Annotated in this window: 27 protein-coding genes and 1 pseudogene; 24 read left to right on the top strand and 4 right to left on the bottom strand. The window is 67.3% G+C overall.

The window, feature by feature from the left end; genetic code table 11:
- Positions 1-11: 11 nt before the first annotated feature.
- Positions 12-1,016, bottom strand: a complete 1,005-nt coding sequence (gene gap, locus VGK20_08335; protein ID HEY2774046.1) for a type I glyceraldehyde-3-phosphate dehydrogenase — start codon at positions 1,014-1,016, stop codon at positions 12-14.
- Between the two features lie 335 nt (positions 1,017-1,351).
- Between gap and VGK20_08340 the strand changes: the two genes are divergently transcribed.
- The 24 genes and pseudogenes from VGK20_08340 (at position 1,352) to truA (ending at position 23,577) form a co-directional block, all read left to right on the top strand.
- A complete protein-coding gene (locus VGK20_08340; GenBank protein ID HEY2774047.1) occupies positions 1,352-2,020 on the top strand; it encodes a MotA/TolQ/ExbB proton channel family protein in 669 nt (222 codons plus the stop codon).
- Between the two features lie 26 nt (positions 2,021-2,046).
- Positions 2,047-2,460 (top strand): protein TolR, encoded by a 414-nt coding sequence (gene tolR, locus VGK20_08345; protein ID HEY2774048.1) that lies wholly within the window; start codon positions 2,047-2,049, stop codon positions 2,458-2,460.
- On the top strand, positions 2,461-3,546 hold the full coding sequence (locus tag VGK20_08350) for an energy transducer TonB (protein HEY2774049.1): 1,086 nt from the start codon (positions 2,461-2,463) through the stop codon (positions 3,544-3,546).
- A 53-nt stretch (positions 3,547-3,599) separates the two neighbouring features.
- Positions 3,600-4,928 (top strand): Tol-Pal system beta propeller repeat protein TolB, encoded by a 1,329-nt coding sequence (tolB, locus tag VGK20_08355; protein HEY2774050.1) that lies wholly within the window; start codon positions 3,600-3,602, stop codon positions 4,926-4,928.
- A gap of 125 nt (positions 4,929-5,053) precedes the next feature.
- Positions 5,054-5,584: an OmpA family protein gene (locus VGK20_08360; GenBank protein HEY2774051.1), complete on the top strand. Its 531-nt coding sequence runs from the start codon at positions 5,054-5,056 to the stop codon at positions 5,582-5,584.
- Between the two features lie 13 nt (positions 5,585-5,597).
- Positions 5,598-6,404 carry a tol-pal system protein YbgF gene (ybgF, locus tag VGK20_08365; GenBank protein ID HEY2774052.1) on the top strand — a complete coding sequence of 269 codons (807 nt, stop codon included), beginning with the start codon at positions 5,598-5,600 and terminating at the stop codon, positions 6,402-6,404.
- Between the two features lie 112 nt (positions 6,405-6,516).
- A complete protein-coding gene (locus VGK20_08370; protein ID HEY2774053.1) occupies positions 6,517-7,452 on the top strand; it encodes a bifunctional riboflavin kinase/FAD synthetase in 936 nt (311 codons plus the stop codon).
- Positions 7,449-8,510 (top strand): RluA family pseudouridine synthase, encoded by a 1,062-nt coding sequence (locus tag VGK20_08375; protein HEY2774054.1) that lies wholly within the window; start codon positions 7,449-7,451, stop codon positions 8,508-8,510. The genes VGK20_08370 and VGK20_08375 overlap by 4 nt, the downstream gene beginning before the upstream one ends.
- Positions 8,511-8,771: 261 nt before the next feature.
- A complete protein-coding gene (gene rho, locus VGK20_08380; protein ID HEY2774055.1) occupies positions 8,772-10,256 on the top strand; it encodes a transcription termination factor Rho in 1,485 nt (494 codons plus the stop codon).
- Between the two features lie 264 nt (positions 10,257-10,520).
- Positions 10,521-11,369: a 30S ribosomal protein S2 gene (gene rpsB, locus VGK20_08385; protein HEY2774056.1), complete on the top strand. Its 849-nt coding sequence runs from the start codon at positions 10,521-10,523 to the stop codon at positions 11,367-11,369.
- Positions 11,366-12,286, top strand: coding sequence for a translation elongation factor Ts (gene tsf / locus VGK20_08390; GenBank protein HEY2774057.1), 921 nt, complete (start codon positions 11,366-11,368; stop codon positions 12,284-12,286). Before rpsB ends, tsf begins: the two co-directional genes overlap by 4 nt.
- A gap of 18 nt (positions 12,287-12,304) precedes the next feature.
- A complete protein-coding gene (pyrH, locus tag VGK20_08395) occupies positions 12,305-13,036 on the top strand; it encodes a UMP kinase (GenBank protein ID HEY2774058.1) in 732 nt (243 codons plus the stop codon).
- A gap of 39 nt (positions 13,037-13,075) precedes the next feature.
- Positions 13,076-13,633, top strand: coding sequence for a ribosome recycling factor (frr, locus tag VGK20_08400; GenBank protein ID HEY2774059.1), 558 nt, complete (start codon positions 13,076-13,078; stop codon positions 13,631-13,633).
- Positions 13,608-14,387 (top strand): annotated as a pseudogene (locus VGK20_08405) (isoprenyl transferase). Before frr ends, VGK20_08405 begins: the two are co-directional and overlap by 26 nt.
- Positions 14,388-15,188: a phosphatidate cytidylyltransferase gene (locus tag VGK20_08410; GenBank protein HEY2774060.1), complete on the top strand. Its 801-nt coding sequence runs from the start codon at positions 14,388-14,390 to the stop codon at positions 15,186-15,188.
- Between the two features lie 127 nt (positions 15,189-15,315).
- Positions 15,316-16,401 carry an RIP metalloprotease RseP gene (gene rseP / locus VGK20_08415; protein ID HEY2774061.1) on the top strand — a complete coding sequence of 362 codons (1,086 nt, stop codon included), beginning with the start codon at positions 15,316-15,318 and terminating at the stop codon, positions 16,399-16,401.
- The gene (gene tsaB / locus VGK20_08420; GenBank protein HEY2774062.1) at positions 16,398-17,171 is read left to right on the top strand and encodes a tRNA (adenosine(37)-N6)-threonylcarbamoyltransferase complex dimerization subunit type 1 TsaB; all 774 of its coding nucleotides are present in this window, start codon (positions 16,398-16,400) and stop codon (positions 17,169-17,171) included. Before rseP ends, tsaB begins: the two co-directional genes overlap by 4 nt.
- Positions 17,172-17,311: 140 nt before the next feature.
- Positions 17,312-17,554 (top strand): YdcH family protein, encoded by a 243-nt coding sequence (locus VGK20_08425; protein HEY2774063.1) that lies wholly within the window; start codon positions 17,312-17,314, stop codon positions 17,552-17,554.
- Between the two features lie 130 nt (positions 17,555-17,684).
- Positions 17,685-18,236, top strand: coding sequence for an acetolactate synthase small subunit (gene ilvN / locus VGK20_08430; protein ID HEY2774064.1), 552 nt, complete (start codon positions 17,685-17,687; stop codon positions 18,234-18,236).
- Entirely contained in the window at positions 18,233-19,249 is a 1,017-nt protein-coding gene (gene ilvC, locus VGK20_08435) for a ketol-acid reductoisomerase (protein ID HEY2774065.1), read from the top strand. Before ilvN ends, ilvC begins: the two co-directional genes overlap by 4 nt.
- 52 nt (positions 19,250-19,301) lie before the next feature.
- Entirely contained in the window at positions 19,302-19,970 is a 669-nt protein-coding gene (locus VGK20_08440; protein HEY2774066.1) for a phosphatidylserine decarboxylase, read from the top strand.
- Positions 19,951-20,796, top strand: coding sequence for a CDP-diacylglycerol--serine O-phosphatidyltransferase (gene pssA / locus VGK20_08445; GenBank protein HEY2774067.1), 846 nt, complete (start codon positions 19,951-19,953; stop codon positions 20,794-20,796). Before VGK20_08440 ends, pssA begins: the two co-directional genes overlap by 20 nt.
- 406 nt (positions 20,797-21,202) lie before the next feature.
- Entirely contained in the window at positions 21,203-22,765 is a 1,563-nt protein-coding gene (locus tag VGK20_08450) for a 2-isopropylmalate synthase (protein HEY2774068.1), read from the top strand.
- A 62-nt stretch (positions 22,766-22,827) separates the two neighbouring features.
- Entirely contained in the window at positions 22,828-23,577 is a 750-nt protein-coding gene (truA, locus tag VGK20_08455; GenBank protein HEY2774069.1) for a tRNA pseudouridine(38-40) synthase TruA, read from the top strand.
- Positions 23,578-23,608: 31 nt separating this feature from the next.
- Here the strand turns inward: truA and VGK20_08460 are convergent, their stop codons facing one another.
- The 3 genes from VGK20_08460 to VGK20_08470 are packed head-to-tail and all read right to left on the bottom strand — an operon-like array spanning position 23,609 to position 26,642.
- On the bottom strand, positions 23,609-25,006 hold the full coding sequence (locus VGK20_08460) for a replication-associated recombination protein A (protein HEY2774070.1): 1,398 nt from the start codon (positions 25,004-25,006) through the stop codon (positions 23,609-23,611).
- Positions 25,003-26,028 (bottom strand): lysylphosphatidylglycerol synthase transmembrane domain-containing protein, encoded by a 1,026-nt coding sequence (locus VGK20_08465; GenBank protein ID HEY2774071.1) that lies wholly within the window; start codon positions 26,026-26,028, stop codon positions 25,003-25,005. The genes VGK20_08460 and VGK20_08465 overlap by 4 nt, the downstream gene beginning before the upstream one ends.
- Positions 26,025-26,642, bottom strand: a complete 618-nt coding sequence (locus VGK20_08470) for a 2,3-diphosphoglycerate-dependent phosphoglycerate mutase (protein ID HEY2774072.1) — start codon at positions 26,640-26,642, stop codon at positions 26,025-26,027. The genes VGK20_08465 and VGK20_08470 overlap by 4 nt, the downstream gene beginning before the upstream one ends.
- Positions 26,643-26,697 lie beyond the last annotated feature (55 nt).

Genomic DNA, 26,697 nt, shown 5'->3' on the forward strand with positions numbered 1-26,697 from the left:
GACGACGAAGGTCACAGCGAAGAGGCCATCATCGCGACGACGTCGCACATGCGGGCCGAGAACCCCATTTCGTTGTCGTACCACGACAGGATCTTCGAGAAGCCGGGCTCCAGCACCTTGGTCAGCGGCGCATCGAAGATCGACGAGTGGTGGTTGCCGTTGAAGTCGCACGAGACGAGCTCCTCGTCGCAGTACTGCAGGACTCCCTTCAGAGGCCCGTTGGCGGCGGCTTTGACTGCGGCGTTGATCTCGTCGGCCGACGGCTTCTTGTCCGTCTCGAACACGAGGTCGACCACCGAGACGTTCGGCGTCGGAACGCGGATGGCCATGCCGTCGAGCCTGCCCTTCAGGGCCGGCAGCACGAGGCCGACGGCCTTGGCGGCGCCGGTCGTCGTCGGGATCATCGACAGTGCGGCGGCACGAGCACGGCGAAGGTCGTCGTGAGGCAGGTCGAGGATCTTCTGGTCGTTCGTGTACGAGTGGATGGTCGTCATCATGCCGCGGCGCAGCCCGAAGCTCTCGTGCAGCACCTTGGCTACCGGCGCCAGGCAGTTGGTGGTGCACGACGCGTTGGAGACGACGTGGTGGGCGGCCGGATCGTAGGACTGGTGGTTGACGCCGTAGCAGAGCGTCAGGTCGGCGCCGGAGGCCGGGGCCGAGATCAGCACCTTGCGGGCGCCGGCGGCAAGATGGGCGGCCGCCTGGTCGCGCTTGGTGAAACGGCCCGTCGACTCGACGACGATGTCCACCCCCAGCTCCTTCCACGGAAGGTTGGCCGGATTGGTGGCCGACAGTACCTTGATGGGATTGCCGCGAACGATGATCTCGCCGTTGCCGGCCTCGACGGTGCCGTCGAAGCGGCCGTGCACGGAGTCGTGACGGAGCAGGTGCGCGAGAGTCGCCGCGTCGGTCAGGTCGTTGACGGCGACGATCTCGAAGTCGCTGCGACCGCGCGCGGCGCGCAGCATGTTGCGCCCGATTCTTCCGAAGCCGTTGACGCCGACGCGAATGGCCATTGCAGGTCCCCCTTGAATCCTCGTCCTTCCGGGCTCCGGCTCGGGCAAAGACAATCCGGCAAGACGCCGGATTCGCAAGGAAAAGGAGAGGGCGTTTCCCACGGGAGGGGCACCAAGTCAATCGCGCGCGCCAGGGCGCTGCGCGTGTCTGCCCCGCGCGGCTGCTTGGGCGTGGCCGCCTGCTCATCGTGCGAATCGCGCGCTGTTGCGGAGCACGTCACGCTGGCGCACGTCGTAAAATTGACAGCCTGGGCAAGCGAGAATACCTTCGCCCGTTGTTGTGGTGCGGTCGTGCGGTGGTCGGTTAAGTGACTCCTCAACCTGAACATTCCGTGATGTCCATGCTCACCGGCTCCGGACCGGTGGTGCTCGTGGTCCTGTGGACGCTGATCGCGGCGTCGGTCGCGAGCTGGGGCATCGTCATCTTCAAGGCCCGGCAGATGCGCCTGGCCCGCCACGGCGCCGAGGAGTTCCAGAAGCTCTTCTGGGATACCCGCAACCTGGCCGAAGTCTCGCGGGCCTGCGTGCAGCTCGGGCCCAACCCCCTGGCCGCCGTGTTCGCTGCCGGCTACGAGGAGCTCCTGCGCCTTCGCACGCGCAAGAAGGCGAACGCCGAAGAAGGTTTCAGCACCGAGCTCGGCGGCATCGCCAACGTCGAGCGCGCGATGCGGCGGGCCGCCTTGCGCGAAAGGACCGAGCTCGAAAAACTGCTGACCTTCCTCGCGACCACGTCGAGCACCGCGCCGTTCATCGGCCTTTTCGGCACGGTCTGGGGCATCATGAATTCGTTTCGCGGCCTGTCGATGGGAGGGCCGTCGAGCATCCAGGCGGTGGCGCCGGGCATTTCCGAAGCACTGATCGCGACCGCAGCCGGGTTGGCCGCGGCCATCCCCGCCCTCGTGGCGTACAACCACTACGCCAGGGCGGCGCGCCTCGTCGCCGGCGAGATGGACAGCTTCATCTCGGAATTCCTCAACATCGCCGAACGTCACTTCCTCAACTGACACGGATGGGCGCCAACAGGTAGAAAGTGGGCGGCGGCGACGACTACGAAGGCGGGACGGTAGCGGGAATCAACGTCACGCCGCTGGTCGACGTGATGCTGGTGCTGCTGGTGATCTTCATGGTCACTGCGCCGATCATCCAGCAGGGTGTCAACGTGCAGCTTCCCCAGGCCGGCGGCCAGGCGGTCGAGGGCGAAGACGTGGCGCTCGTCGTCTCCGTGACCGGCGACAACAAGGTCTACCTCAACGACAAGCAGATGGAGCTCGACAAGCTCACGTCCACGGTTGCTGCCAACTTGAAGGAGGAGCCCCGCCGCGTCGTCTACGTGCGCGGCGACAAGGGCGCCGATTACGGCAAAGTGGTGCAGGTCATCTCCTCACTGAAGGCGGCGGGCGTCGACAAGCTCGGCCTGATCACCGAGCCGCCGGGGGCGAAGTAAGTGGGCGCCGGCGTCCGCGAGCGGCCCGGCGCCGCGCGGGCGGGGCACTTCGATCCTCGCCTGCTGAGGGACTTCGGCTGGTCGTTCGCCGGCCACATCCTCATCGTCCTCGTCGTCATCGTCGTTGCGCTGTACGCGCCCGAGCCGACGCGTTTCGAGGGCGAAGGAGGGCCGGTCGTCGACCTTGCCGTTCCGCGCGGCGACTCGCCGCTGCTGAAAATCGGGCCTCTCGCCAAGCCGTCGAGCCGCCAGGCGACGCCGCAGCCGAAGCCGGAGCCTCCCAAGGTCGAGCAGCCACCGGCGCCGCCGAAGGCGGAGCCGCCGAAGGTCGAACCGAAACCCGAGCCGGCAAAACCGGAGCCGGTAAAGCCGCCCGAGCCGCCCAAAGTCGAGCCGAAACCCGAGCCTCCTCCTCCCAAGAAGGACGCGATCCCGGAGCCGAAGAAGCCCGAGCCCCCGAAGGTCGTGCCGCCCAAGCCCGAGCCGAAACCGGAGCCGAAGAAACCGGAGCCGCCGAAAAAGCCCGAGCCGAAGCCGGAGCCTGCGAAGAAAGCGGAGCCGCCGAAGAAGCCCGAGCCTGCGAAGAAACCGGAGACTCCGAAGGCTGCCGAAAAACCCGAGCCGCCGAAGAAAACCGAGCCCGCAGCGGAGACGCCGAAGAGCGCGCCGAAAACGGAACCGGCGAAGGGATCGCAAGCTTCGACGACCGGCGCCGGTGCGCCCGGCGCCGCACACGAGACGGAAACGGGCCGTTCAGGCGATCCGAATGGCGGAGGCGGTGGGCCGGGCAATCGCAGCCCCGAGTTCTACGCGTACTTCGGCTACCTGTATCGAACGCTGAAAGCCCAGTGGGTATGGCCCGGCGATCCCGACCCGACTTTGGCGACCACGGTTCGATTCAGTATACTTGCTGACGGCAGCATCACCGACGTGCGCATCACGGATCGCTCCCGCAGTGCGCAGTACGATGAGTCGGCAGTCAACGCCGTTCGGGCGACGGGAACCCTGACTCCACCTCCACCGAACGTCCGCGCGGATTTCGAGGACGTCGAGTTCGTCTTCCGCGGTGCCGAGATGATGCAGTGAAGCGGTCGGGGCAGTCGGGGCGGTCCGAGATGGAGGGTGAGGACGTGGCGGAGATGGAACCCAGCAGCTCGCGCAGGCTTTCTACGGCGGCTTCCGTCGCCCTTGCCGCGGTACTTTTCGCGATTCCCCGGTCACTGCACGCGGCTCCGCTGCACGGCGAGATCTCCGGCGCCGGGTCCAACCGCACGCCGATCGCCGTCGTGCGCCTCGCGCCGATCTCGGCTCCCGAGCCTGCGCTCGAAGAGGAATTCCGGCGCATCGTTGCCGACGACCTCGAGATCTCCGGCCTCTACAAGGTCGTCGACCCCGCGTCCTACATCGAAGGAGTTCCTCCGGGGCCTCTCGGTCCCGAACACGTCAACTTCCTCAACTGGCAGGCCGTCGGCGCGCGCGGCGTAGTTCTCGGTCACTACGAGAAGACCGGCAGTGACCTTGCGGTCGAAGTCGCCTACCTCGACGTCGGCGCCCATTCGATGGTCGGCGGCAAGCGCTTTCGCGGCCCCGCCTCCGACGTCGCGCGCATGGCGCACCGTACCGCCGACGCCGTCATGGAGTTCACGACCGGCACCCCCGGTCCCTTCGACTCGCGCATCGCGTTCGTCTCCAACCGCGGCGGCTTTGCCAAGGAGATCAACGTCTTCACGTTCGACGGCGAGATCACCAGGGTGACCAACCACCACACGGTGACGATGGCCCCGTCGTGGTCGGTCGACTCGGGCTCGATCGTCTTCACGAGCTTTCGCGGGGGAGCACCGTCGCTGTACAGCGTCACGCTGGCGGGCCGGGCCGAGAAGCAGCTTGCGACCAAGATGGGCGTCAACGTCGGCGGGGCCTGGAAGCCCGACGGCAGCTCGCTGGCGCTGGCCCGCGAGGAGGGCGGCAACACCGACATCTACCTGCTGAACTTCGCCAGCCAGGAGCAGAAGAGGCTGACCGACCACTGGGGCATCGACGTCGATCCCGCGTGGAACCCGGACGGCTCCCGCCTGGCGTTCTGCTCTTCGCGAGGCGGTACGCCGCAGGTCTACACGATGGCGCCGTCGCCCGGCAGCGAAGCGACACGCATCACTTTCGGCGGAAGCTACAACTGCGCGCCGTCGTGGTCGCCCGACGGCCACTGGATCGCGTACGCCGGTCGCGTCGGCCGCGACTTCCACATCTTCATCGTTCCGGCCACCGGAGGAGAGCCGAGGCAGCTCACTTTCACCGGCTCGAACGAGGATCCGACCTGGTCTCCCGACTCGCGCTACGTCGTGTTCGCGCGCGAAGCGGGTGGAGACCGCAAGCTTTACCTCGTGGACCTCACAGGCAGATGGGAGCGAGAATTGACCACCGGCAAGGGGGATGATAGTTCCCCAAGTTGGTCGAAGCGGCTAGATTAGGCGCTGACCAGCCTTCCAGCGCCTTCGATTCGGAATCAAAATCAGGGTCGCCCTTCACGGGGCGCAAGAGTCGCCCTTCACAGGGCGCAAGAGTCGCCCTTCACAGGGCGCAAGAGAGGAAGAGCATGAGTCTCGGACTTGCGGTGTGGATGCGGAAGCTCAGCGTGCTGGGCGTGGTGGTGGGGACCGGGCTCGCGCTCGTCGTGACGAGCGGTTGCTCGGCCAAGAAGTCCGGCGAGGACACGGGCAGCCTTACCGACGACAGCCTCGGGGGCAAGGGCAGCCTCGGCCAGTTCGAGAAGACCGGCTCCTCGAGTGAAGGCGGCCGCTTCGAGACCGTGTACTTCGCGTACGACTCGGCCGACCTCGACGGCTCAGGCAACCAGGCAGTGCGCGCCGATGCCGACCTCCTGCGCAAGGAGAGCGGCAAAGTCGAGATCGAAGGCCACTGCGACGAGCGTGGTACCGCACAATACAACCTTGCGCTCGGCGCCCGCCGCGCCAAGACCGTTCGCGACGCGCTGGTCGGCGCCGGCATCAAGGCCGGTCGCCTCTCCACGGTCAGCTACGGCGAGGAACTCCCCGTCTGCCACGAGCAGAACGAGGACTGCTGGCACCGCAACCGGCGCGCCCACCTCGTCGACCTGACCGAGTAGGACCCACCGGAGTATGCGTTCGAACCTGTCCGTCTGGATTGCCCTGCTGCCGGTTGCGTCGCTCGTCGCCGGCTGCAGCGCAATGGACGGCAGCTCGGACCGCCGCTACGACGATCTTCGCAGCATGGTGCTCGAGCAGCGCCGCGCCATCGAAGACCTTCGCCACGAGCAGGAGCTGGTGCGCGCGGCAATCGACCAGATGCAGTACGGGCATCGCCCGGGCCATCCGATCGGTCCAGGCGGTCCAGGCGGTCCCGGCAGCGCCACCGACGACTACTGGCAGAGGCCGACCGCGCCGATGACCGAAGACCAGACCGGGCCTGCGTCCAACGCGACGGCGAGCGCCGGCAGTCCGCCGACCACCCCGGTGCCCGTTGCACCCGCCCCGCCGGCACCGAGCCCGTCGAGCGAGCCGGAGAAAGGCCAGGTGCCTTCCGAGCTGGTCGGCACCGCGTACGACTCGGCGATGCGCCAGCTCGCCGAAGGCGACCAGGACGAAGCGATCCAGTCGTTCCGCAATTTCCTGCACGACAACGCGACCTCACCGTACGCCGACGACGCGCAGTTCTGGATCGGCGAGGCGTACTTCCGCAAAGGGCAGTACCACCGCGCGATCATCGAGTTCAACCAGGTGTCGATCAACTACGGATCGGGCGACAAGGCTCCCGCGGCGCTGCTGCGCCAGGCCGATGCGTTCAAGATCGTCGGCGACCGCGTCGATGCCAAGCTGAGCCTGCAGAAAGTCATCGGCCGCTATCCCGGCACCGGCGAGGCAGCCAAGGCCTCCAAAATGCTGTCGGAGCTCGGAACCGGCGGGTGATCGCGAGCCGCGAGCCAGCGAGCGGCGAGATCCAAGCGCTTCAACGAAGCGAACTACCTCCGGCCGATTCGGACCCGAACCATCCCCTGCTAGCATCGACCGCGGGTCGCCAATGAGGGTCCTCCGCAGTCTGAAGAGTGCGCGCGGCCTTCCCGGCCGTGCGGTGGTGACCATCGGCAATTTCGACGGTGTGCACCGCGGCCACCAGGTCATCCTGCAGCGCCTTCGCCGCGAGGCCGATGCGCGCGGCGCGGCCGCCGTCGTCCTCACGTTCGATCCGCATCCGATCTCGGTCGTGCGCCCCGAAGCGGCGCCGCCGGCGATCATGACGCTGCACGACCGGCTCGACGCGCTGAAGGTCGAGAGGCCCGACCTCGTCGTCGTCCAGCGCTTCTCGAAGAGCTTCGCGGCCATCGAGGCCGACGAGTTCGTGCGGCGCTTCCTCGTCGAGACGCTTCGCTGCCAGCTCGTGCTGGTCGGTGACGACCTCAACTTCGGGCGCGACCGCGGCGGCAACGTCGCTTCGCTGGAGCGCTCGGGCAGGCGCTACGACTTCGCCGTCGAAGTGATTCCTCCGGTGGAGGTCGACGGGGTCGTCGCGAGATCCAGTGTCATCCGCTCGCTGGTGCGCGACGGTGACGTCGTTGCCGCGGCGCGACTGCTCGGCCGCCCTCACTTCGTGCGCGGCCGCGTCGAGCACGGTGCGGGCAGGGGACGCGGGCTCGGCTTCGCAACCGCCAACCTGAAACCTCAGACGCCGCTGGTGCCGGGCGACGGTGTGTTCGTCACGCTGTCGCGCCTCGGCCGCCGCCGCATCGACAGCGTGACGTCGATCGGCAGCACGCCGACGTTCGGCGGCACCGAGACGGCCATCGAGGCCCACCTGCTCGTCGAGCTCGGCGACCTCTACGGTCGTCCGCTCATGCTCGAGTTCCTCGAGAAACTGCGCGACCAGAAAAAATTCGAGACGACCGGCGCACTGGCCGCGCAGATCGGTACCGACGTCGCGCGCGCCAAGGCAGTGCTGGCCTCGCACAGCCGCGCATGAGCGCGTCGCGGCTGCCGGGCACGAGCGCGCCGCCGCGGAAAAAGGCCGGCGCGGCGCTGCAGGAAGCCGCTGCCACTTCGCGCGGCGAAGCCGCCCGCGCCGCCAGGAGCGCTACATTTTTTGTAGCGCCGCAGTACGCCGGCGAGCGCCTCGATAGCTGGCTCGCGCGCCAGGACGGCGCGCCGACGCGCTCGCAGATCAAGGCCGCCGCCGATGACGACAGGTTGACGATCGACGGCAAGCCCGTGCGCGCATCGCACCGTCTGCGCGAAGGCGAGAGCGTCACGCTCCTCGAGGCCGAGCCTGCGCCGCTGCCGCCGCCATCCAGTGGCGATGCGATCGACCTCGTCGTGCTCCACGAGGACGAATGGTTCCTCGCCATCGACAAGCCGGCCGGGCTCGTCGTGCATCCGGGGGCGGGCAATCCTGCGGGCACTCTGGTCGATGCGCTTCGTGCGCGTGAGCCTTCGCGAGCGTGGCCGGGAGACGCGAGCCGCGCCGGCATCGTCCATCGCCTCGATCGCGAGACCTCGGGCGTGATCCTCGTTGCAAAGACAGTGGCGGCCCACGAAGCGCTGTCGCGACAGTTCCGCGACCGCACGATCCGCAAGACCTACCTCGCGATCGTGCATGGCGCAGTGAAGGAGCCGGGCCACATCGATCTTGCGATCGGGCGCCATCCGACCGAGCGCACGAAAATGTCCGTGCGAGGCCGCCCCGCGCGCGCATCGACGACCGACTACCGGCCGCTCGAGAGAGTGGGACCGGCCACGCTGCTCGAGGTGCACCCTCGCACCGGCCGAACCCACCAGATCCGCGTGCATCTTTCGGCGGCAGGCTTCCCGATCGTCAGTGACCCGGTTTACGGAGGCCGCACGATCGGCGGGCTCAAGCGCCATGCGCTGCATGCCTCCGCCATCGAGCTGGCCCATCCGGCCGGCGGCGGGCATTTGCGCATCGAAGCCCCGCTTCCGCGAGATCTGGAGGACCTGCTGGCCTGGCTGAGGGCCTCCGCCGACCGGGGCGGGAAGGGGCAGGGCGGCCGGGACCGCGGTTGACACCCGGCAACCCATGATTTAGCCTTCGGTTACACCGCCCGGGAACCTTCTCCGTTTCCGCCGCCTTCCGGCAAAGCGACGCCGCTGCAAGCGGATCCTCGACCTGAAGGGCGGGTAGCCCAGGTGCTCAGGCACCGGCCACCCGACCGCGGTGCGACCCGACGAACCCTTTCGGCCGGTGGCGGCCGACCCTCGGCGGGCTCTCCTGCCTCCATCCCGGAGGCAAAGCGCCCCCGACCCAACCAACCATAAGCGAGTCCGATGTCAGAACGCGGCACTGAAACTGCCAGGGAAAGAAAGAGCGGGGACGAACGGTCCGGTCGCGGTCATCGCGACGGCGGCAAATCCCATGGCCGGGGACGAGGCCAGGGAGGCGGCGGCCAAGGCGGAGGCGGTGGTGGAGGCCAGAACCACGACCGCCCCGGACGGCTCCCGAAGGAAGACCTCGCTGCCGACGAAGCCCAGATCGCGGCAGCCGAAGCCTCGACCACTCCGACCCTCGACCTTACCGAGCTGAAGAAGAAGACGGTCCGCGAGCTGGCCGACGTGGCGCGCGAGCTCGGCGTCGAAGGCGTCGCGGCGATGCGCAAGCAGGAGCTGATCTTCAAGCTCCTCGAGGCCCAGACTGCCAAGAACGGCAACGTCTACGGCGAGGGGGTCCTCGAGATCCTGCCCGACGGGTTCGGTTTCCTTCGCGCTCCGGATTCGAACTACCTTCCCGGTCCCGACGACATCTACATCTCGCCGAGCCAGGTGCGCCGCTTCGGGCTTCGCACCGGCGACGTCGTCTCGGGCCTGATCCGCTCGCCGAAGGAAGGCGAACGTTACTTCGCGCTGCTCAAGGTCTCGGCGATCAACTACGACGCTCCCGATCGCGTGCGCGACAAGGTCCTTTTCGACAACCTGACGCCGCTCTACCCCGACGCGCCGCTTCGGCTGTCCCACGATCCTGCCGAGTTCACCACCCGCGTCATCGACCTCCTCGTGCCGATCGGAAAAGGCCAGAGGGCGCTGATCGTCGCGGCACCGCGCACCGGAAAGACGGTGATGCTGCAGCACATCGCGCACGGCATCGCGGAGAACAACAAGGAAGTCATCCTCATCGTCCTGTTGATCGACGAGCGGCCCGAGGAAGTCACCGACATGCAGCGCTCGGTCAAGGGCGAGGTCGTGTCGTCGACGTTCGACGAGCCGCCGACCCGTCACGTGCAGGTGGCCGAGATGGTGATCGAGAAGGCCAAGCGCCTCGTCGAGCACGGCCGCGACGTCGTGATCCTGCTCGACTCGATCACGCGCCTGGCGCGCGCCTACAACGCGACCGTGCCACCGAGCGGCAAGATCCTGTCAGGCGGCGTCGACTCGAATGCGCTGCGTGGTCCGAAGAAGTTCTTCGGCGCTGCGCGCAACATCGAGGACGGAGGCAGCCTGACGATCATCGGCACCGCGCTGGTCGATACCGGCAGCCGCATGGACGAGGTCATTTTCGAAGAGTTCAAGGGCACCGGGAACTGCGAGATCCACCTCGAGCGCCGCCTGATGGACCGCCGCGTGTTCCCGACCATCGACATCCTCAAGTCAGGCACCCGAAAGGAAGACCTGCTGATGGAAAAGGACGCCCTCACCCGCGTCTTCCTGCTGCGCAAGCTCCTGACCCAGCTGAACCAGGTCGAAGCCATGGAGTTCCTGCTCGGCAAAATGAAGGGAACCAAGAGCAACAAGGACTTCCTCGACTCCATGAGCCAATAGGGACTCTAGGGGTCTGGCACCAGTGCGTGGGGTCATGCCGAGCCGTCCAGTTCGACCCCAAACGCCCCGATGATCGCTGGTGCCTGACCCCACGCGGCGCTGATCCGTGGTGCCCGATGCCCACGCGGTCAGATGGAGGCTCCAGACCCGGCACCATTGCATCCGGCCCCATCGTCGGATATTGGGCCGGGGTTACGCCCCGCAAAACGGGCGGTATTGCAGACAACGACGCACCGCGCTCGCGGTGTGCAGGAACAGGTGCGGATGAGCCAAGTCACGATGAAGCAGCTCCTGGAGGCCGGCGTTCACTTCGGCCACCAGACCAGCAGGTGGAACCCCAAGATGCGCCCCTACATTTTCGGCGCGCGAAACGGGATTCACATCATCGACCTCCAGCAGACCGTCAATCTCTTTCGGGAAGCCTGCGACTTCGTCCGCGAAGTCGCCGCCCGCGGCGGCACCGTGCTGTTCGTCGGCACCAAGAAGCAGGCCCAGGAAGCGATCAAGTCGGAGTCCGAACGCGGCAAGCAGTACTACGTCAACAACCGCTGGCTCGGCGGAACGCTGACGAACTTCCAGACCATCAAGAAGTCGATCGACCGCATGCGTCGCATCGAGGACACCTTGGCGGATCCGGCCAGCGCGCAGCTGTTCAAGAAGAAAGAGCGCCTGCTGATGCAGCGCGAGCTCGATAAGCTCATGATCAACCTTTCCGGCATCCGCGAGATGAAGCGTCCTCCCGACGCGCTGTTCGTCATCGACCCGGACCGCGAGCAGATCGCGGTGGCCGAGGCCAATCGCCTGAAAATCCCCGTCGTCGCCGTCGTCGACAGCAACTGCGACCCCGACCGGATCGCGTACTGCGTGCCGGGCAACGACGACGCGATCCGCGCGATCCGCCTGTTCTGCGGCGCGATCGCCGACTCCTGCCTCGAGGGCCTGGCCGAGAGCGAAGCCCGCGGCACGGTCGCCGAAAAGGGTGACGGCACCTCCTACGGCGGCAGCTTCGCCGACGTCATCGGCGCGGCCGGCGAAGAGGCCATGGGCGGCGCGGCATCGTTCGAGCCCGGCTCCTTTGCCACTTCCGACTTCGACACGAGCCCCGCCGAATGAACATCGACGCCAAGCTCGTCAAGGACCTGCGCGAGCGTACCGGCGCGGGCATGATGGACTGCAAGAAGGCGCTGGCCGACACGGCCGGCGACATCGAGAAGGCAGTCGCCGTGCTGCGCGAAAAGGGCCTCGCCGGCGCGTCCAAGAAGGCCGGCCGGGTGGCCGCCGACGGGCTGGTCGGCGTGCTCTCGAGCCCTGATTCGAAGAGCGCCGTCGTCTTCGAGCTCAACTGCGAAACCGACTTCGTCGCCAAGACCGACGCGTTCCGCGCGCTGCTGCAGACGCTCGGCGCCGCCCTGCTGGCGGCCGACGTCACCGAAGGCAGCGGCGACACCGTCAGCGGCCTCAAGGTCGAAGGCGGCAAGACGATCGCTGCGCTGCTGACCGAAAGCATCGCGCAGATCGGCGAAAACATCGGGCTGCGCCGCTTCTCGCGCTTCGCGAGCAAGAACGGTGTGGTCGGCAGCTACGTGCACGCCGGCGGAAAGATCGGTGTGCTCGTGGAGATTGCCGGCGGCGACTCGCGCCACATCGAGCTGGCCAGGTCGCTGGCCATGCAGGTAGCCGCGGCGTTCCCGCGCTGCGTCTCGCGCGACGAGATCGCCGCAGGCGATCTTGCCGCCGAGCGCGAGATCTACCGACAGCAGGCACTGTCTTCGGGCAAGCCCGAAAAGATCGTCGACCGCATCGTCGACGGCAAGATCGAGAAGTTCTACTCGGAGATCTGCCTGCTCGAGCAGGAGTACGTGCGCGACAGCGATCTGCGCGTCGACAAGCTGGTCGCGCAGTCCGCGAAGGAGACGGGCGCGAGCCTGTCGGTTTCCCGCTTCGCGCGATTCCAGCTCGGCGAGGGCATCGAGAAGAAGCAGTCCAACCTGGCTGACGAGGTCGCCCAAACCATCGGTCAGAGCGCCTGAGCGCGGAGCGCCCCCACCATGGCTGACGCTGGAGCCAAGCCGTCCCGCTACCGGCGCGTCCTTCTCAAAATCAGTGGAGAGTCGCTTGCCGGCGACGGCGAATCGGGGATCGCCCCGCTCGTCGTCTCGCGCATCGCCCGCGAAATCCGTGACGCGCGCGCGCTCGACTGCCAGATGGCCGTCGTCGTCGGCGGCGGCAACATCTTTCGCGGCCTCAAGGCCGCCGAAATGGGCATGGACCGCGCCACCGGCGACTACATGGGCATGCTGGCCACCGTCCTGAACAGCCTGGCGCTGCAGGATGCGCTCGAAAAGCTCGGCGTCCCGACCCGGGTGCAGAGCGCCCTGGAGATCCGCGAGGTGGCCGAGCCGTACATCCGCCGCCGCGCCACCCGCCACCTCGAAAAAGGCCGCGTCGTCATCTTCGCTGCCGGCACCGGCAACCCTTTCTTCACGACGGACACCGCCGCCAGCCTGAGGGCCGTCGAGGTCGGGGCCGACATCATCATGAAGGGCACGCGCGTCGATGGCGTCTACTCGGCGGATCCGGAAAAGGATCCCCTGGCGGAGCGATTCGAGAAGGTGACCCACTTCGAGGTGCTTCAGAAGAGCCTGAAGGTGATGGACACGACTGCCATTTCGCTGTGCATGGACAACCGCATGCCGATCCTCGTCTTCGACATGACGCGCGAAGGCAACATCGTGCGGGCGGTGGCGGGCGACGGCATCGGCACGCTGGTCGCAGGGTGACGCCGCAGCGGGCGGCGCGCCCGGTTCGTGGGTGAAACGATGATCGAAGACATCCTCAAGGAGCTTCGCGGCCAGATGCACGAGACGCTGGTCTCGCTGCGCCGCGACCTGGCCCGCATTCGCGCCGGGCGCGCCACGCCGGCGCTGCTGGACCACGTTTTCGTCGACTACTACGGTTCTTCCACTCCCCTCAACAAGCTCGCGACGGTCTCGGCTCCCGAGGCGCGGCTTCTCGTCGTGCAACCGTTCGACAAGAGCACGCTGCAGTCGATCGACAGGGCGATCCGCATGGCCGAGCTCGGACTGTCGCCGGTCAGCGACGGAATCATCCTGAGGCTGCCGATCCCCGAGCTGAACGAAGAGCGGCGCAAAGACCTCGTCAAGCAGCTGCGCAAGGACGCCGAGCACCACCGGGTGTCGGCGCGCACCCACCGCCGCGATGCCAACGAGCTGCTGAAAGAAGCCGAGACCGAGAAGGAAATCACGCAGGACGAGCACCGCGGCGCCAGCGAGAGAGTCCAGAAGCTTACCGACGAGACGATTGCGCAGATCGACGAGATCGTAAAGACCAAGGAGCACGAGATCCTTTCGGTCTGAGCGGACGGGCGCGGTGGAAACCACGGATCGAACCGGATTGCCGCGTCACGTGGCGATCATCATGGACGGCAACGGTCGCTGGGCGACGCGGCGCGGGCTCAGCCGCATCCAGGGCCATCGCCGCGGCAAGGATTCCGTCAAGGAGATCGTCGAGGTAGCCCGCGAGATCGGCATCGAGGTGCTGACGCTTTACGCGTTCTCGACCGAGAACTGGGAACGGCCCGAGCGCGAAGTCGGTGCGCTGATGCGCCTGCTGCGCCGCTACGTGCGCAGCGAGCTCGGCCGCATGATGAAGCACGGCATCCGGCTGCGCGCGATCGGCAATCTCCGGCGCCTGCCTCGCGACGTGCTCGCCGATCTTCGTTCGGCCGAGCACACCACGCGCAACAACACGTCGATGACCGTGCAGCTCGCCGTCAGCTACGGCGCGCGCGAAGAGATCGTCGCTGCCGCCAGGCGCCTTGCGCGCCGCGTGCGCGACGGCGAGATCGCGCCCGAGGACATCGACGAGGATTCGTTCTCGGAGTCGCTGATGACCGCGGGGCTTCCCGATCCCGACCTGCTGATCCGCACCAGCGGCGAGATGCGTCTTTCCAACTTCCTGCTGTGGCAGGTCGCCTACAGCGAGCTGTACGTGACTGATGCGCTGTGGCCGGATTTCCGCCGCCCCCAGTTCCTCGCTGCCCTCGAGGACTACCGCCGCCGCGAGCGGCGCTTCGGCCTTACCGCCGAGCAACTCGCCGCCGAGGCCTGAATGCTGCGCCAGCGACTGGCCACTGCCGCGATCGCCATTCCGCTGCTGATCTGGCTGATCCTGGCCGGACCCAACGTGATTTTTTCCGCCGTCGTTCTCGCATTCACGTTCCTGTCGCTGATGGAGATGGCCGCGATGCAGAGGGTGGCCGTCACCGGCTCGGCGCCGCTGACGGTCGGCGCGGGCATGGCGATCGCACTGTCGATGTGGGTGGACGCCACCGGCGCCACGCTGTCGGCCGGCATCGTCGTCGCGCTGATCGGCGTGATGCTCGGGACGCTGGCCACTGCCGAGGACATGCAGCGCAGCGTCACCGGCGCCGGGCAGATCCTGTTCGCCGCGTTGTACGGCGGCCTGCTGCTGCCTCACCTGATCTGGCTGCGCGCGCTCGAGCACGGGCCGGGCCTCGTGTTTTTCGTGATCGCGACGTCGATGGCCAGCGATGCCGGCGGCTTCTTTGCCGGGCGCGCCTGGGGCAAGCGCAAGCTGTGGCCCACCGTCAGCCCGAAGAAGACCGTCGAAGGCGCCGCCGGATCGGTGGCCGCCGCGGTCGTCATCGGCGGCTTCTTCCAGTGGGCGCTGGTCGGACGCTTCGGATTCCTCGAGTCGGTGCTCGTGACGGCAATACTTTCGCTGCTCGCGCAGATCGGCGACTTGTCGGAATCGATGATCAAAAGGGCGTTCGACGCCAAGGATTCGGGCTGGATCATCCCCGGTCACGGGGGAGTGCTCGATCGCACCGACAGCATGGTCCTGCCGATCGTGTTCACCTACTACTACGCGAGCCTCACGTGGACCTGACCGCCGGCTGCGCAAAAAACGTGCTCGGCGCATCCGGAACTTTTTGCGAAATCCGCGCGTCCAAATCCCTCCGGCGCGCTGAAAACCTCGTTTCGGGCCGCACCGGGGCGGGTGTAAAGTAAGCGCCATGCAAGCAGGCAGCCTCGCCGCCGCGATTCTCGTGCTGGCGGTCGTCATCTTCGTCCACGAGCTCGGCCACTTCCTGGTCGGCAAGCTCTGCGACGTCGAGGTCCGTGTGTTTTCGATGGGTTTCGGCCCGACGCTGTTCGCGCGCCAAGTCGGAGAGACGGTCTATCGCATCGCGATGATCCCGCTCGGCGGCTACGTGCGCATGGCCGGATACGAGGAAGAAGGCGGCGATCCCGAGGATATCCCGGCCGACCCCTCGCGCGGGTTTACCGCCAAGTCGCTGTGGCAGCGTGCGGCGATCATCGTCGCCGGCCCCGCCGTCAACCTTTTGTTCGCAGTGCTCGTGCTGTTCGGGTGCGCCCTGGCGTACGGCGTCGGCGTAGCGTCGGACAAGCCGACGATCGACGGCGTCGCAACGGGAAGGCCGGCCGAGCAGGTGGGTCTGCGTCACGGCGACACCGTCGTCGCCATCGACGGCAAGACTATCGCCAACTGGGACGAGATGGTCGCCGCCATCGTTGCGAGCAACGGGCGCGTATTGCACATGGATATCGCCGACGAAAAGGGCGAGCGGCGAAACGTCGACGTGACGCCGAAGCTCGCCGACCAGCGCGACCCTTTCGGGGAAGCGCTCGCGCCGGTGTGGCAGATCGGCGTGAGCCGTGGCGTTGACCTCGTTCCGATCGGGCCCGCTGGAGCGATGCTCACGGCTCTGGATCGCACGTGGCGCGACTCGTGGATGATCGTCCAGACGTTCGTGCGCCTCGTCGAGGGCCGTGTCTCGGCCAGCGACCTCGGCGGACCGATTCTCGTCGTCGCCGAAGCGAGCCGTCATGCGCAGTCGGGCCTGCAGCCGCTGCTGCTCTTCATGGCGCTGATCAGCGTCAACCTGGGCGTCGTCAACCTTCTGCCCATCCCCGTGCTCGACGGCGGCCACCTCGCGTTCATGGGCTTCGAAGCCGTGCGCGGGCGGCCTCTTTCGCTTCGCGTGCGGGAATACGCGCTCGGCTTCGGCATGGTGCTGATCGGCACGCTGATGCTGTTCGTCGTGTTCCACGACCTCGTTCGCATCGTCGGCGGGTGAGCACAAAAACCAATTCCTTGCCGGGCGCGGACCGCGACGGCGCGGACGCGCAGCGTGCGCTCGTGCTTGCGATCGATACCTCCGGGCCTGATGCCGGCGTCGCGCTCGCCTCGGTGGGGCGCTGCGATACGGCGTTGCTGGAGACTGCCGGCAGCGGTGCTGCGCGCACCGAAGACCTCGCGTCAGTAGCAGGCTCGCTGCTGGCCGCGCGCGGCGCAGCGCTGTCCGCGGTCGGGATCCTCGGGGCCGTCGTCGGTCCCGGCTCCTACACCGGCCTTCGCTCCGGTCTGGCGTTCCTGCGCGGGCTGGCCTTCGGCGCGCCCTGCCGAGCGGTGTCCGTCGGCAGCCTCGAATTGCTGGCGTTGCGCGCTGCCTCCCCCGGGCAGAGTGTCGTCGCGCTTTACTCCGCATCCGCCGGCACCGTCATCGCCGCGAAGTACCGCCGCGTAGACGACGACGTCGACGAGCTCGTCGCGCCGCACGTCATCGCGCTCGAAGACTGCGCGGCCCTCAGCGAGGACGCGACGGAAAGCGGTTTCGTCGTCGCGGCGCCGCAGGCGGCGCTGGCCGCGCTGCAGCAAGCGACTGGAGCGGCTGCGGATCTTTGCGTGCTTTCTGGAAACGCACTGGAAGCGCTGGCCGCCCTGGTCGCATCGCGCGCGGCAAGGGGCAAGCTCGTCGAAGTCGATGAATTGTTGCCGGTTTACGTCGGGCAGGCCGCGGCGCGACCCAACCGCAACCGCGTTGCGCCGGCTGCGGTCGCCGAGTAACCCGTTGAAAATGCTGACATTTCGGTGCGCGAAGGATTTGACAACCGCGCACGTCGGCAGTAACGTTCGCGCCCGCTGTCGCGGATCCCTCGCGGCGATCCGCGCGCAACATCACCGAGGAGATCACCCAGGAGATCACCATGGACACACATGACGAAGAACTGGTGAAGCAACTGGCTCCGGAACACCCCGGGCTTCGCAGGTCGTACGAGCGACACGCCAAGCTGAAGGCCGAGGTAGAGGAGTTGTCGGCGCGCCCGCACCTGACGACCGACGAAGAGCTTCACCGCCGCGAGCTGCAGAAAGAGAAGCTCGCGGAGAAGGATCGCCTGATGCGCATGCTCGGCGAAGCCCGTCGCGGGGAGGCCTCTTCGGAGGCATGAGTTTGCGGCCGCTTCCGGGCCGCTTTTCCATGTGAGCAGCGCCCCCGACCGGCCAGCGGGCCGGCCTCGAGGGCGCATTTTGTCCAGACGGGATCCCGAACGCGCGGATTCCCACCAGAGGAGGCGACCGATGAGCACGCTGCCGAAGCACACCATCTCCATTCTCGTCGAGAACGAGTTCGGAGTGCTGTCGCGCGTAGCGGCGATGTTCAGCGGGCGCGGCTACAACATCGAAAGCCTGTCGGTTGCCGAGACGCTCGATGCGACGGTCTCGCGCATCACGATGACCGTGCGCGGCGACGCGTCCGTGCTCGAGCAGGTGACGAAGCAACTCTACAAGATGGTCGCCGTCATGAACGTCGTCGACTTCCGCCAGGGCGAGTACGTGGACCGCGAGCTCGCGCTGGTCAAGGTCGTCTTCGAGCCGTCCACGCGCGCCGAGGTGATGAACATCGTCAACATCTTTCGCGCCAGCGTGATCGATGTGGGCACCAGCGCCTGCATCATCGAGATCACCGGAGCGCAGGAAAAGATCGATGCGATGGTCCGCCTGCTGGAGCCGATCGGGATCAAGGAAATCGCCCGCACGGGCAGCGCGGCGCTCTACCGCGGGGAGAGACTCCTCGCACCGGAGAGCCCGGCAAGCGCGCCCGCCGACGGCGCCAAGGAGAACCTCGGATGAAGATCTACGACAGGAACGAAGCCAGGCCGGAGAACATCACCGGCAAGACCGTGGCCGTGATCGGCTACGGCAGCCAGGGCCACGCCCACGCGATGAATCTTCGCGACAGCGGCGTCAAGGTGATCGTCGGGCTGCGCCCGGACGGAGGCTCGGCGACCAAGGCGCGCGCCGCCGGTTTCGAAGTGCTGGCGGTTGCCGAAGCCGTGGCCAAGGCCGACGTCGTGATGATGCTCGTTCCCGACGAGCTGGCCGGCGAGCTGTACGCCGCCGAGATCGGACCGAATCTGAAGAAGGGCGCGTACTTCGCCGTCGCGCACGGATTCAACATCCATTTCAAGAAGATCGTGCCGCCGGCCGATGCAGGCGTGTTCATGGTCGCGCCGAAGGGACCGGGCCATCTCGTGCGCAGCGAGTTCGCCAAGGGCATGGGAGTGCCGTGCCTGCTGGCGGTGCATCAGGACGGCCCAGGCGACACCGAGGCCGTCGCTCTCGCGTACGCAGCCGCCATCGGCGGGACGCGCGCGGCGGTGATCGGCACGACGTTCCGCGAAGAGACCGAGACCGACCTGTTCGGCGAGCAGGCCGTCCTGTGCGGGGGCCTCACCGAGCTGATCCGCGCCGGCTTCGAGACGCTCGTCGAGGCCGGTTACGCGCCCGAAATGGCGTACTTCGAGTGCCTGCACGAGACCAAGCTGATCGTCGACCTTCTCTACGAAGGCGGCATCGCCAACATGCGCTACTCGATCAGCAACACGGCCGAGTACGGCGACCTTACGCGCGGCAAGCGCGTGGTCGGCGAAGAGACGCGCAAGGCGATGAAGCAGGTGCTCGCCGAGATCCAGTCGGGCAAGTTCGCCGACGAGTGGATCACCGAGTACAAGTGCGGTCTTCCCCACTTTCACGAGCTTCAAAAGGAAGGCGAGAACCACCAGATCGAGAAGGTCGGCTCCAAGCTGCGCGCGCTGATGCCGTGGCTGCAAAAGGACCGGCTCGTCGATCGCGCACGCAACTGATGCCGGACCCAGGCGCGAGACCGACAGCGGCCCGAATGGTGGTGGAGCCGCGGTGAAGTTCGCAAGCGAAGGCACGATGGTCGCCGGCATCGCCGCGGCCGTGGCCGTCGTCGCGGGGCTGTTGTTCGGCGCCGTCGTCTTCGGCATTGCGGCGGCGCTCGCCCTCGGTGTGCTGCTGTTCTTTCGCGATCCCGAGCGTCAAGCGCCGCAGGATCCTGCCGCCGTCGTGAGTCCCGCCGACGGTCGCGTCGTATTTGCCGAAACCGGCGCGTCGCCGCACCGCTTCGCGCCCGGGTCGACCGTCAAGGTGGCCATTTTCATGTCGCCGCTGGACGTGCACGTGAACCGCTCGCCGCTGGCAGCCACCGTCGAGAAGATCGAGCACAAGCCGGGGCGCTTCGGCGCGGCCTACAAGTCGGATGCCGACGCGATCAACGAGTCGAGCTCGATGCTGCTGCGCACCGCTGCAGGCGCCGAGGTCGTCGTCGTGCAGATCGCCGGCTTCCTGGCGCGGCGCATCGTCAACCGGATGCGGCCGAGGGCCCAGCTCTCGCGTGCGGAGCGGTTCGGGCTCATCATGTTCGGGTCCAGGGTCGACGTTTACCTGCCGCCCCAGGCACGGCTTGCGGTAAGGCCCGGCGAGACTGTCCGGGCCGGCCAGACGACGCTTGCGTGGCTGGATGCGACAGCGGGAGCCATCGATGAACCCAAGGCGGCGTGAAGTGCGACGCGAAGCACGCAGGGCCCGCCTGGCCCTGCTGCAGGATTCGGTCCCGCGGCGCGGGATCTATCTTCTCCCGAACCTGATCACGTCGGTCGGGCTGTTCTGCGGCATCTACTCGCTCGTGCAGACGATGCAGGGCAGCTACACCATCGCGGCCCTTGCCGTGGTCGCCGCGCAGATCTTCGACAGCCTCGACGGAAGGATCGCGCGGCTGACGAACTCGACAAGCCGCTTCGGCATCGAGTACGACTCGCTGTGCGACCTCGTGTCGTTCGGCGTTGCGCCGGGCCTGTTGATCTACAAGTGGGCGCTGGTGCCGTGGGGAGTGTGGGGCTGGTCGGCGGTCGGCCTGTACGTGATCTGCTCGGCGATCCGCCTTGCGCGCTTCAATCTTCTCGTCGGCCGCAGCGATCCGGGTTTCTTCCTCGGGCTTCCGGTGCCGGGCTCGGCGCTGATGCTGTCGTCGGTCGTGATGATGTACCAGTACGTCGGGCGCTCGGGTCTTCCGCCCAAGCACATCGCGCTGCTGCTGCTCACGTACGCGCTGGCGCTGCTGATGGTCAGCACCGTGCGCTACACGAGCTTCAAGAACCTCAAGCTCCACGGGCGCCAGCCGCTGTCGAGCTTCGTCATCGCGGTGCTGCTGCTCAGCTTCGCAGTCGCGGCGTACAAGCCGTTCATCTTCACCGGCATCTCGCTGTACGTGCTGTCGGGCCCGTGGATGGCGCTGATGGCGCTGCGCCGCGGGGAAAAGCCGTTCGGCGAGGCTCTCGGCGAGGACGAAGAGGGACCGCGCAAGGTCGAGCATCTCGACCACGCCTGAGGGGTCGAGCACCTCGACCACGCCTGAGGGGGGAATGCCTGCGGCAGGCTCCCGACGTTGCGGTTGACAGGGCCCCCCTGACGCCGCTACCTTGGTTGTCCGATGTTCTTCGCGGCCGACACGCTTGCTTCGCTGCTGCTCCTTAGAGGCCCGTCCGGGGCTCAGGCGGCGGTGTAGCTTCGGCCACATCCCTGAGAGCTGCGGACGGGCAAATCCAAAACCACCCGCAGCGATTCGATTATCGCGCGCGATGAAAATCGCGCGGCGTCGAAAAGAAAAGCCGCGGGTCCCGCGGCTTTTGCATTTCCGGGACCCGCGCCACAAGCAGCGGACGCCGACTCGAGGCGGCCGCCCCGGAAGCAGCGGACGCCGACTCGGCGCGGCCGCCCCGGAATGGAGAGGGACGATGAGCGACCAGAACGACTGGGTAAGGATCTTCGACACGACCTTGAGAGACGGCGAGCAGTCTCCCGGCTGCACGATGAACGTCGACGAGAAGCTCGTCATCGCGCGCCAGCTCGAGGCTCTCGGCGTCGATGTCATCGAGGCCGGTTTCGCCGCGGCCTCGCCCGGCGATTTCGACGCCGTGCGCGCGGTAGCGAGCAGTGTGCGCGGCCCGGTCGTGCTCAGCCTGGCGCGCCCGCGCGAAGGCGACATCGACAGCGCGCTCGAAGCCGTCGATTGCGCGGAGAATCCCGGCATCCACATCTTCATTGCGACCTCCGACCTGCACCTGGAGCACAAGCTCAACATGAGCCGCCAGGAAGTCGTCGATGCCGCGGTATGGGCCGTCGAAAGGGCCAAGCGGCACGTCGACTACATCGAGTTCTCGGCCGAAGACGCCTCGCGCAGCGACATCGATTACCTCGTCACCGTCTTCGGCGAGGTCATCCGCGCCGGCGCCGTCGTCTGCAACGTGCCCGACACGACGGGCTATGCGGTCCCGGCCCAGCTGCGCGACCTGTTCCGCACGCTGCGCACGCGCACGCCCGGCGGCGACCGCGTCATCTGGAGCACGCACAACCACAACGACCTCGGCCTGGCGGTCGCCAATTCGCTCGGCGCCATCGAGGGCGGTGCGCGCCAGGTGGAATGCACGATCAACGGCATCGGCGAGAGGGCCGGCAACACGTCGATGGAAGAGGTCGTGATGGCGCTGGACACGCGCCGCGACCACTTCGGCGTCACGACGCGCGTGAAGACGAAGCACATCTACCCGGCCAGCCAGGCGCTGTCGAAGACGATCGGAGTGGCCATTGCGCCGACCAAGCCGGTGGTGGGAGCCAACGCGTTCGCCCACGAGGCGGGCATCCACCAGGACGGCGTCATGAAGAACAAGCTCACGTACGAGATCATGCGGCCCGAGTCGGTCGGGCGCCTGAGCAACTCGATCGTGCTCGGCAAGCACTCGGGGCGCCACGCGTTCGTCGACCGACTGCGCGAGCTCGGCATCGACCTCGGCCGCGTCGACGTCAACGATGCGTTCGCGCGCTTCAAGGATCTGGCCGACAAGAAGAAGGACGTGTTCGACGAGGACCTGTACGCGATCTGCGCGGACGACAGCATCGACGAGGGACGGTTCGAGCTGCGCAACGTCGAGGTCGCCTCGACGCTGCACGGCGGGCCTCGCGCGACCGTCGAAGTATCGGTTGCCGGCGTCGTACGCCGCTGCACGGCCGAAGGCGACGGCATCGTCGATGCGTGCTACCGCGCGATCAAGGACGCGACCGGCATCGATCCCAAGCTCGAAAGCTACCAGGTCAAGGGCATCACCGGCGGCACCGACGCGATCGGCGACGTGAGCTGCTTCGTGCGCGAGGACGGAGTCGGCGTGCGAGGCCACGGCGCGCACACCGACGTCGTGATGGCCAGTGCCCTTGCGTTCATCGACGCGCTGAACCGGCTCGAGGCGCGTCGCACGAGGCTGCGCGGCGACTCGACTGCCGCAGCGGCGAGCGTCGGGCCGTAAACGGCGTGCCCGCAGGACGCGTTCTCGCGCGTCCTGCGGGCCTGTTTCCCCGGGAAAAAGCGATGCGCGTCCGCGGCACCGTCGAATACATCGGCACGAGTTGGGCCGGCTGGCAGCTCCAGACAGGCGCGCCGACGATCCAGGGCGAGATCGAAAAAGCGCTGGCGGTCGTGACGCGGCGGCCGGTGCGCATCCATGCTGCCGGACGAACCGATGCCGGGGTTCATGCCAGCGGGCAGGTGATCGCGTTCGAGCTCGATGACGACGTGGATTTGGACCGGCTCACGCGATCGATCAATGCGCTGACCGATCCGAGCATCACGATCGTCGAGCTGGTTCCCGTCGCGGCATCGTTCGATCCGCGCCGCCACGCCGTCTCGCGCACCTACGAGTACACGATCGTCAACGCGCGGCCGCCGTCGCCGTTTCTGGCGGGCCGCAGCTGGCACCTGCACGCGCCGCTGGACATCGAGCATTTGCAGAGACAGGCGTCGATGCTGGTCGGAGAGCACGATTTCTCGGCCTTTCGCGCTGCCGATTGCGAGTCGCCGAGCACGCGCCGCCGCGTGAGCGAAAGCGTGTGGCTTCGCGACGGCCACGTCCTCGTGTACCGGATTTCGGCCACGGCCTTTCTCAAGCAGATGGTGCGCGCGCTGGTCGGCTCGATGGTCGACGTCTCGACCGGCAAGCTGCCGGAGGCGACGTTCGCGAGGCTGATCGACGGCGGAAGCCGCACACAAGCGGGGCAGACGGCGCCGGCAGCGGGGCTCGTGCTGGTGCGCGTGGACTATCCGCAGCAGTCCCGAGGCTAGCAGGCTCCGGGGTTTACCCGCAACCTGCTGGTCAGTCGTCTTTTTCGGGATCGCGGAAGAACTTCTTTTCCCTGATCGCATCCGGGAGGTACTGCTGCCCCCTGGCTTTGCCCGAATCGCTGTGCGGGTACGCGTACCCGCGTCCGTAGCCGAGCCCTTTCATCATTCCGGTCGGGGCATTGCGAAGGTGCAGCGGCACCGGCAGCGCTCCGCTCGCGCGCGCTTCGTCGAGGGCGGCGCCGATGGCCGTGTAGGCGTGGTTCGATTTGGGCGCCCTCGCAAGGTGCACGGCGGCGTGGGCCAGCGGGATGCGTCCTTCGGGCATGCCGACGAAGTGCACGGCATCGCGCGCCGCGATCGCCAGCGGCAGCGCCGCGGGATCGGCAATGCCGACATCCTCGCTCGCGAAGATCACCATTCGGCGCGCGATGAACAGCGGATCCTCGCCGGCCTCGATCAGGCGCGCAAGCCAGTAGACGGTCGCATCGACGTCGCTGCCCCGCATGCTCTTGATGAACGCCGAGATGACGTTGTAGTGCTCTTCGCCCGAAGCGTCGTAGCGCAGCGCTTTTCGCTGCAGGGCCTCTTCGGCCAGGCGGCGGTCGATCCTGGCCGTGCCCGCCGCGACGGCCAGGTCGGCCGCAGCTTCGAGCGCTCCGAGCGCGGAGCGCGCGTCGCCGTGGGCCATCGAGGCCAGGAAGTGTCGCGCATCGTCGTCGATCGCGAGTCCGGACTCGCCAAGTCCGCGCTCGCGGTCGGCGAGGGCGCGGGAAATGACGACTGCGATTTCCGATTCGGGCAGCTCGGGCAGCACGACCAGCCGGCAGCGCGACAGCAGCGGAGCGATGACCTCGAACGACGGATTTTCGGTGGTGGCGCCGACGAGCACGATGTCGCCGCTCTCGACGTGCGGCAAAAAGGCGTCCTGCTGCGCCTTGTTGAAGCGGTGGATCTCGTCGACGAACAGGATCGTTCCCTTGCGCGCCAGGCGCCGCCGCTCGCGCGCCTCGGCAAGAATTTCGCGCAGCTCCTTGATGCTGCCGAGCACGGCCGACATCGCGACCAGCTCGTAGCCGGCGCGCTGGGCCAACAGCCTTGCGATCGTCGTCTTGCCGCTGCCGGGCGGGCCCCAGATCAGCAGCGAGCGCGGCGGTGTCGTGCCGCGAAGCAGGCCGCCGAGGAAAGTGCCCGGCGCAACCAGGGCCTGGTGGCCGGCGATCTCGTCGACGCCGGCCGGACGCATTCGTTCGGCAAGCGGGATTTGGGAGCGGTCGGGAGCGGAGGTCGCGCCATCATCCTCGCGTGCGCCGGTGCTCTCGCGTGCGCGGCCTCGCCCGTGCGCAGCCTCGTGCGCTTCTTCGGGCGCACCTTCCGGGGAATCGTCGAAAAGGGAGCGCTGCCGCGACTTGGCCATGTCCGGCGCACTCAATGCTGGGGCGCGGCCGGACACGGCTTTGCCTGGTGGTGGCTCTCGACCGCCGCGTGAGTAAGCCGCGAGATGCCGACTCCGAGCAGCGGCATTGCGATCACGCCCTGCAGGACCAGTGAGAAGAGTTGCAAGGCGTTGAGCACGATCCCGTAGGCCACGGCATCCGAGCGCGGCACGCCGTACAGGCCGAGCGCGACGACCGAGGCGATCTGGAAGATCCCCACCATCCCCGGCGGATTCGGCAGCGCCGTGCCGACGCCGACGCAGAGGAACACGCAGAACGCTGCCGACGGCGGAACCTGGAAGCCGAAGCCCTGGATCAGCAGCCAGCTCGAGAAGATCGGCAGCAGCCAGAGCAGCAGCGTCACGCCGAAGACGGCGGCGACCAGCCGCTTGTCGGGCAGGATCTGCAGGCCCTCACGCGCGTGCTGCAACACGTGACGCACTTTCGCGCACGAGTGCTCCGGAAGCGCCCGGGCCACCGTACGGTCGAAGAATTTCTCGCCGCGCAGCCAGAAACCGACCACGAGGAAGAGCAAGGACAGGAACATCACGAGGCTTCCGGTCGAAGCCTTGCGGGCCCACGGGGGAAGGTCGGTCATCAGCAGCGTCGCGTGCACGAGCAGCACCATCACCGCGGTGTCCATCATCTTCTCGAAAATCCAGTTGCCGACGATCGCAGGGATCGCGAGCCCCGTTTTCCACGACAACAACAACGGCCGTACCGGCTCCCCCAGCCGGAACGGCAGCACGTTGATCATCATGTAGGCCACCGACACGCACTTCCACAGCAGTCCGTACGGAAGTCGCGCAAGCGGGGTCAGCTCCAGCTGCCACCGCCACGCGCGCAACACCTGGATGGCCAGGCTCACCGCGAACGCAGCGACGAGCCAGCGATGGTCGAAGCGGTCGAGGGCGTCGATCACCTCCGACAGGGCAACCTGGCGCAGCGCGAGCCACAGGCAGAAAGCACCGATGCCCGTGCCGACCGTCACCTTGACGATGGCGCGCCCCCCTCTCATGGCCTCAGGATTTTCTTCGAAGCGACGTTTCCGTCGCGATCGAACTCGTAGACGAGAGGGACACCGGTATCGAGGTTCAGCTCGAGCACCTGCTCGCGCGTGAGCTTGTCGAGCTGCATGACGATCGAACGCAGGCTGTTGCCGTGGGCAGCGACGATGACGTCGCGACCGGCCTTGAGCTCGGGCAGGATCGTCGCGTCGAAGTACGGCAGCGTGCGCGCGGCGGTGTCCTTGAGGCTCTCGCCTTCTGGCGGCGCGATGTCGTAGCTGCGGCGCCACTGGTGGACCTGCTCGGCGCCGTACTTGTCGGCCGTCTCCTGCTTGTTCAGGCCCTGCAGCGCGCCGTAGTGCCGTTCGTTGAGCGCCTTGTCGCGCGTCGTCGGCACTGCGTTCTGCCCGAGGCCGTCGAGAATGATGCGCAGAGTCTCCTGCGCTCGCACGAGATCGGACGTGAATGCGACGTCGAAGTGCAGCCCCGCGTGCTTCAGCAGCTCACCCGCGCGCATGGCCTCGCTGCGGCCCTGTTCGGTCAGCGGGACGTCGATCCAGCCGGTGAAGCGGTTCTCGAGGTTCCACTGGGACTGGCCATGGCGGACGAGGGCGAGAGTGGGCACGGGCGTCTCCTTCCAGAACAAGCGAAAGCGGGCTCAGGAGTTTATGGTCGAAGCA

The organism is Candidatus Binatia bacterium (assembly GCA_036493895.1).
In the GTDB taxonomy this organism is placed as follows: Bacteria; Desulfobacterota; Binatia; order UBA1149; family CAITLU01; genus DATNBU01.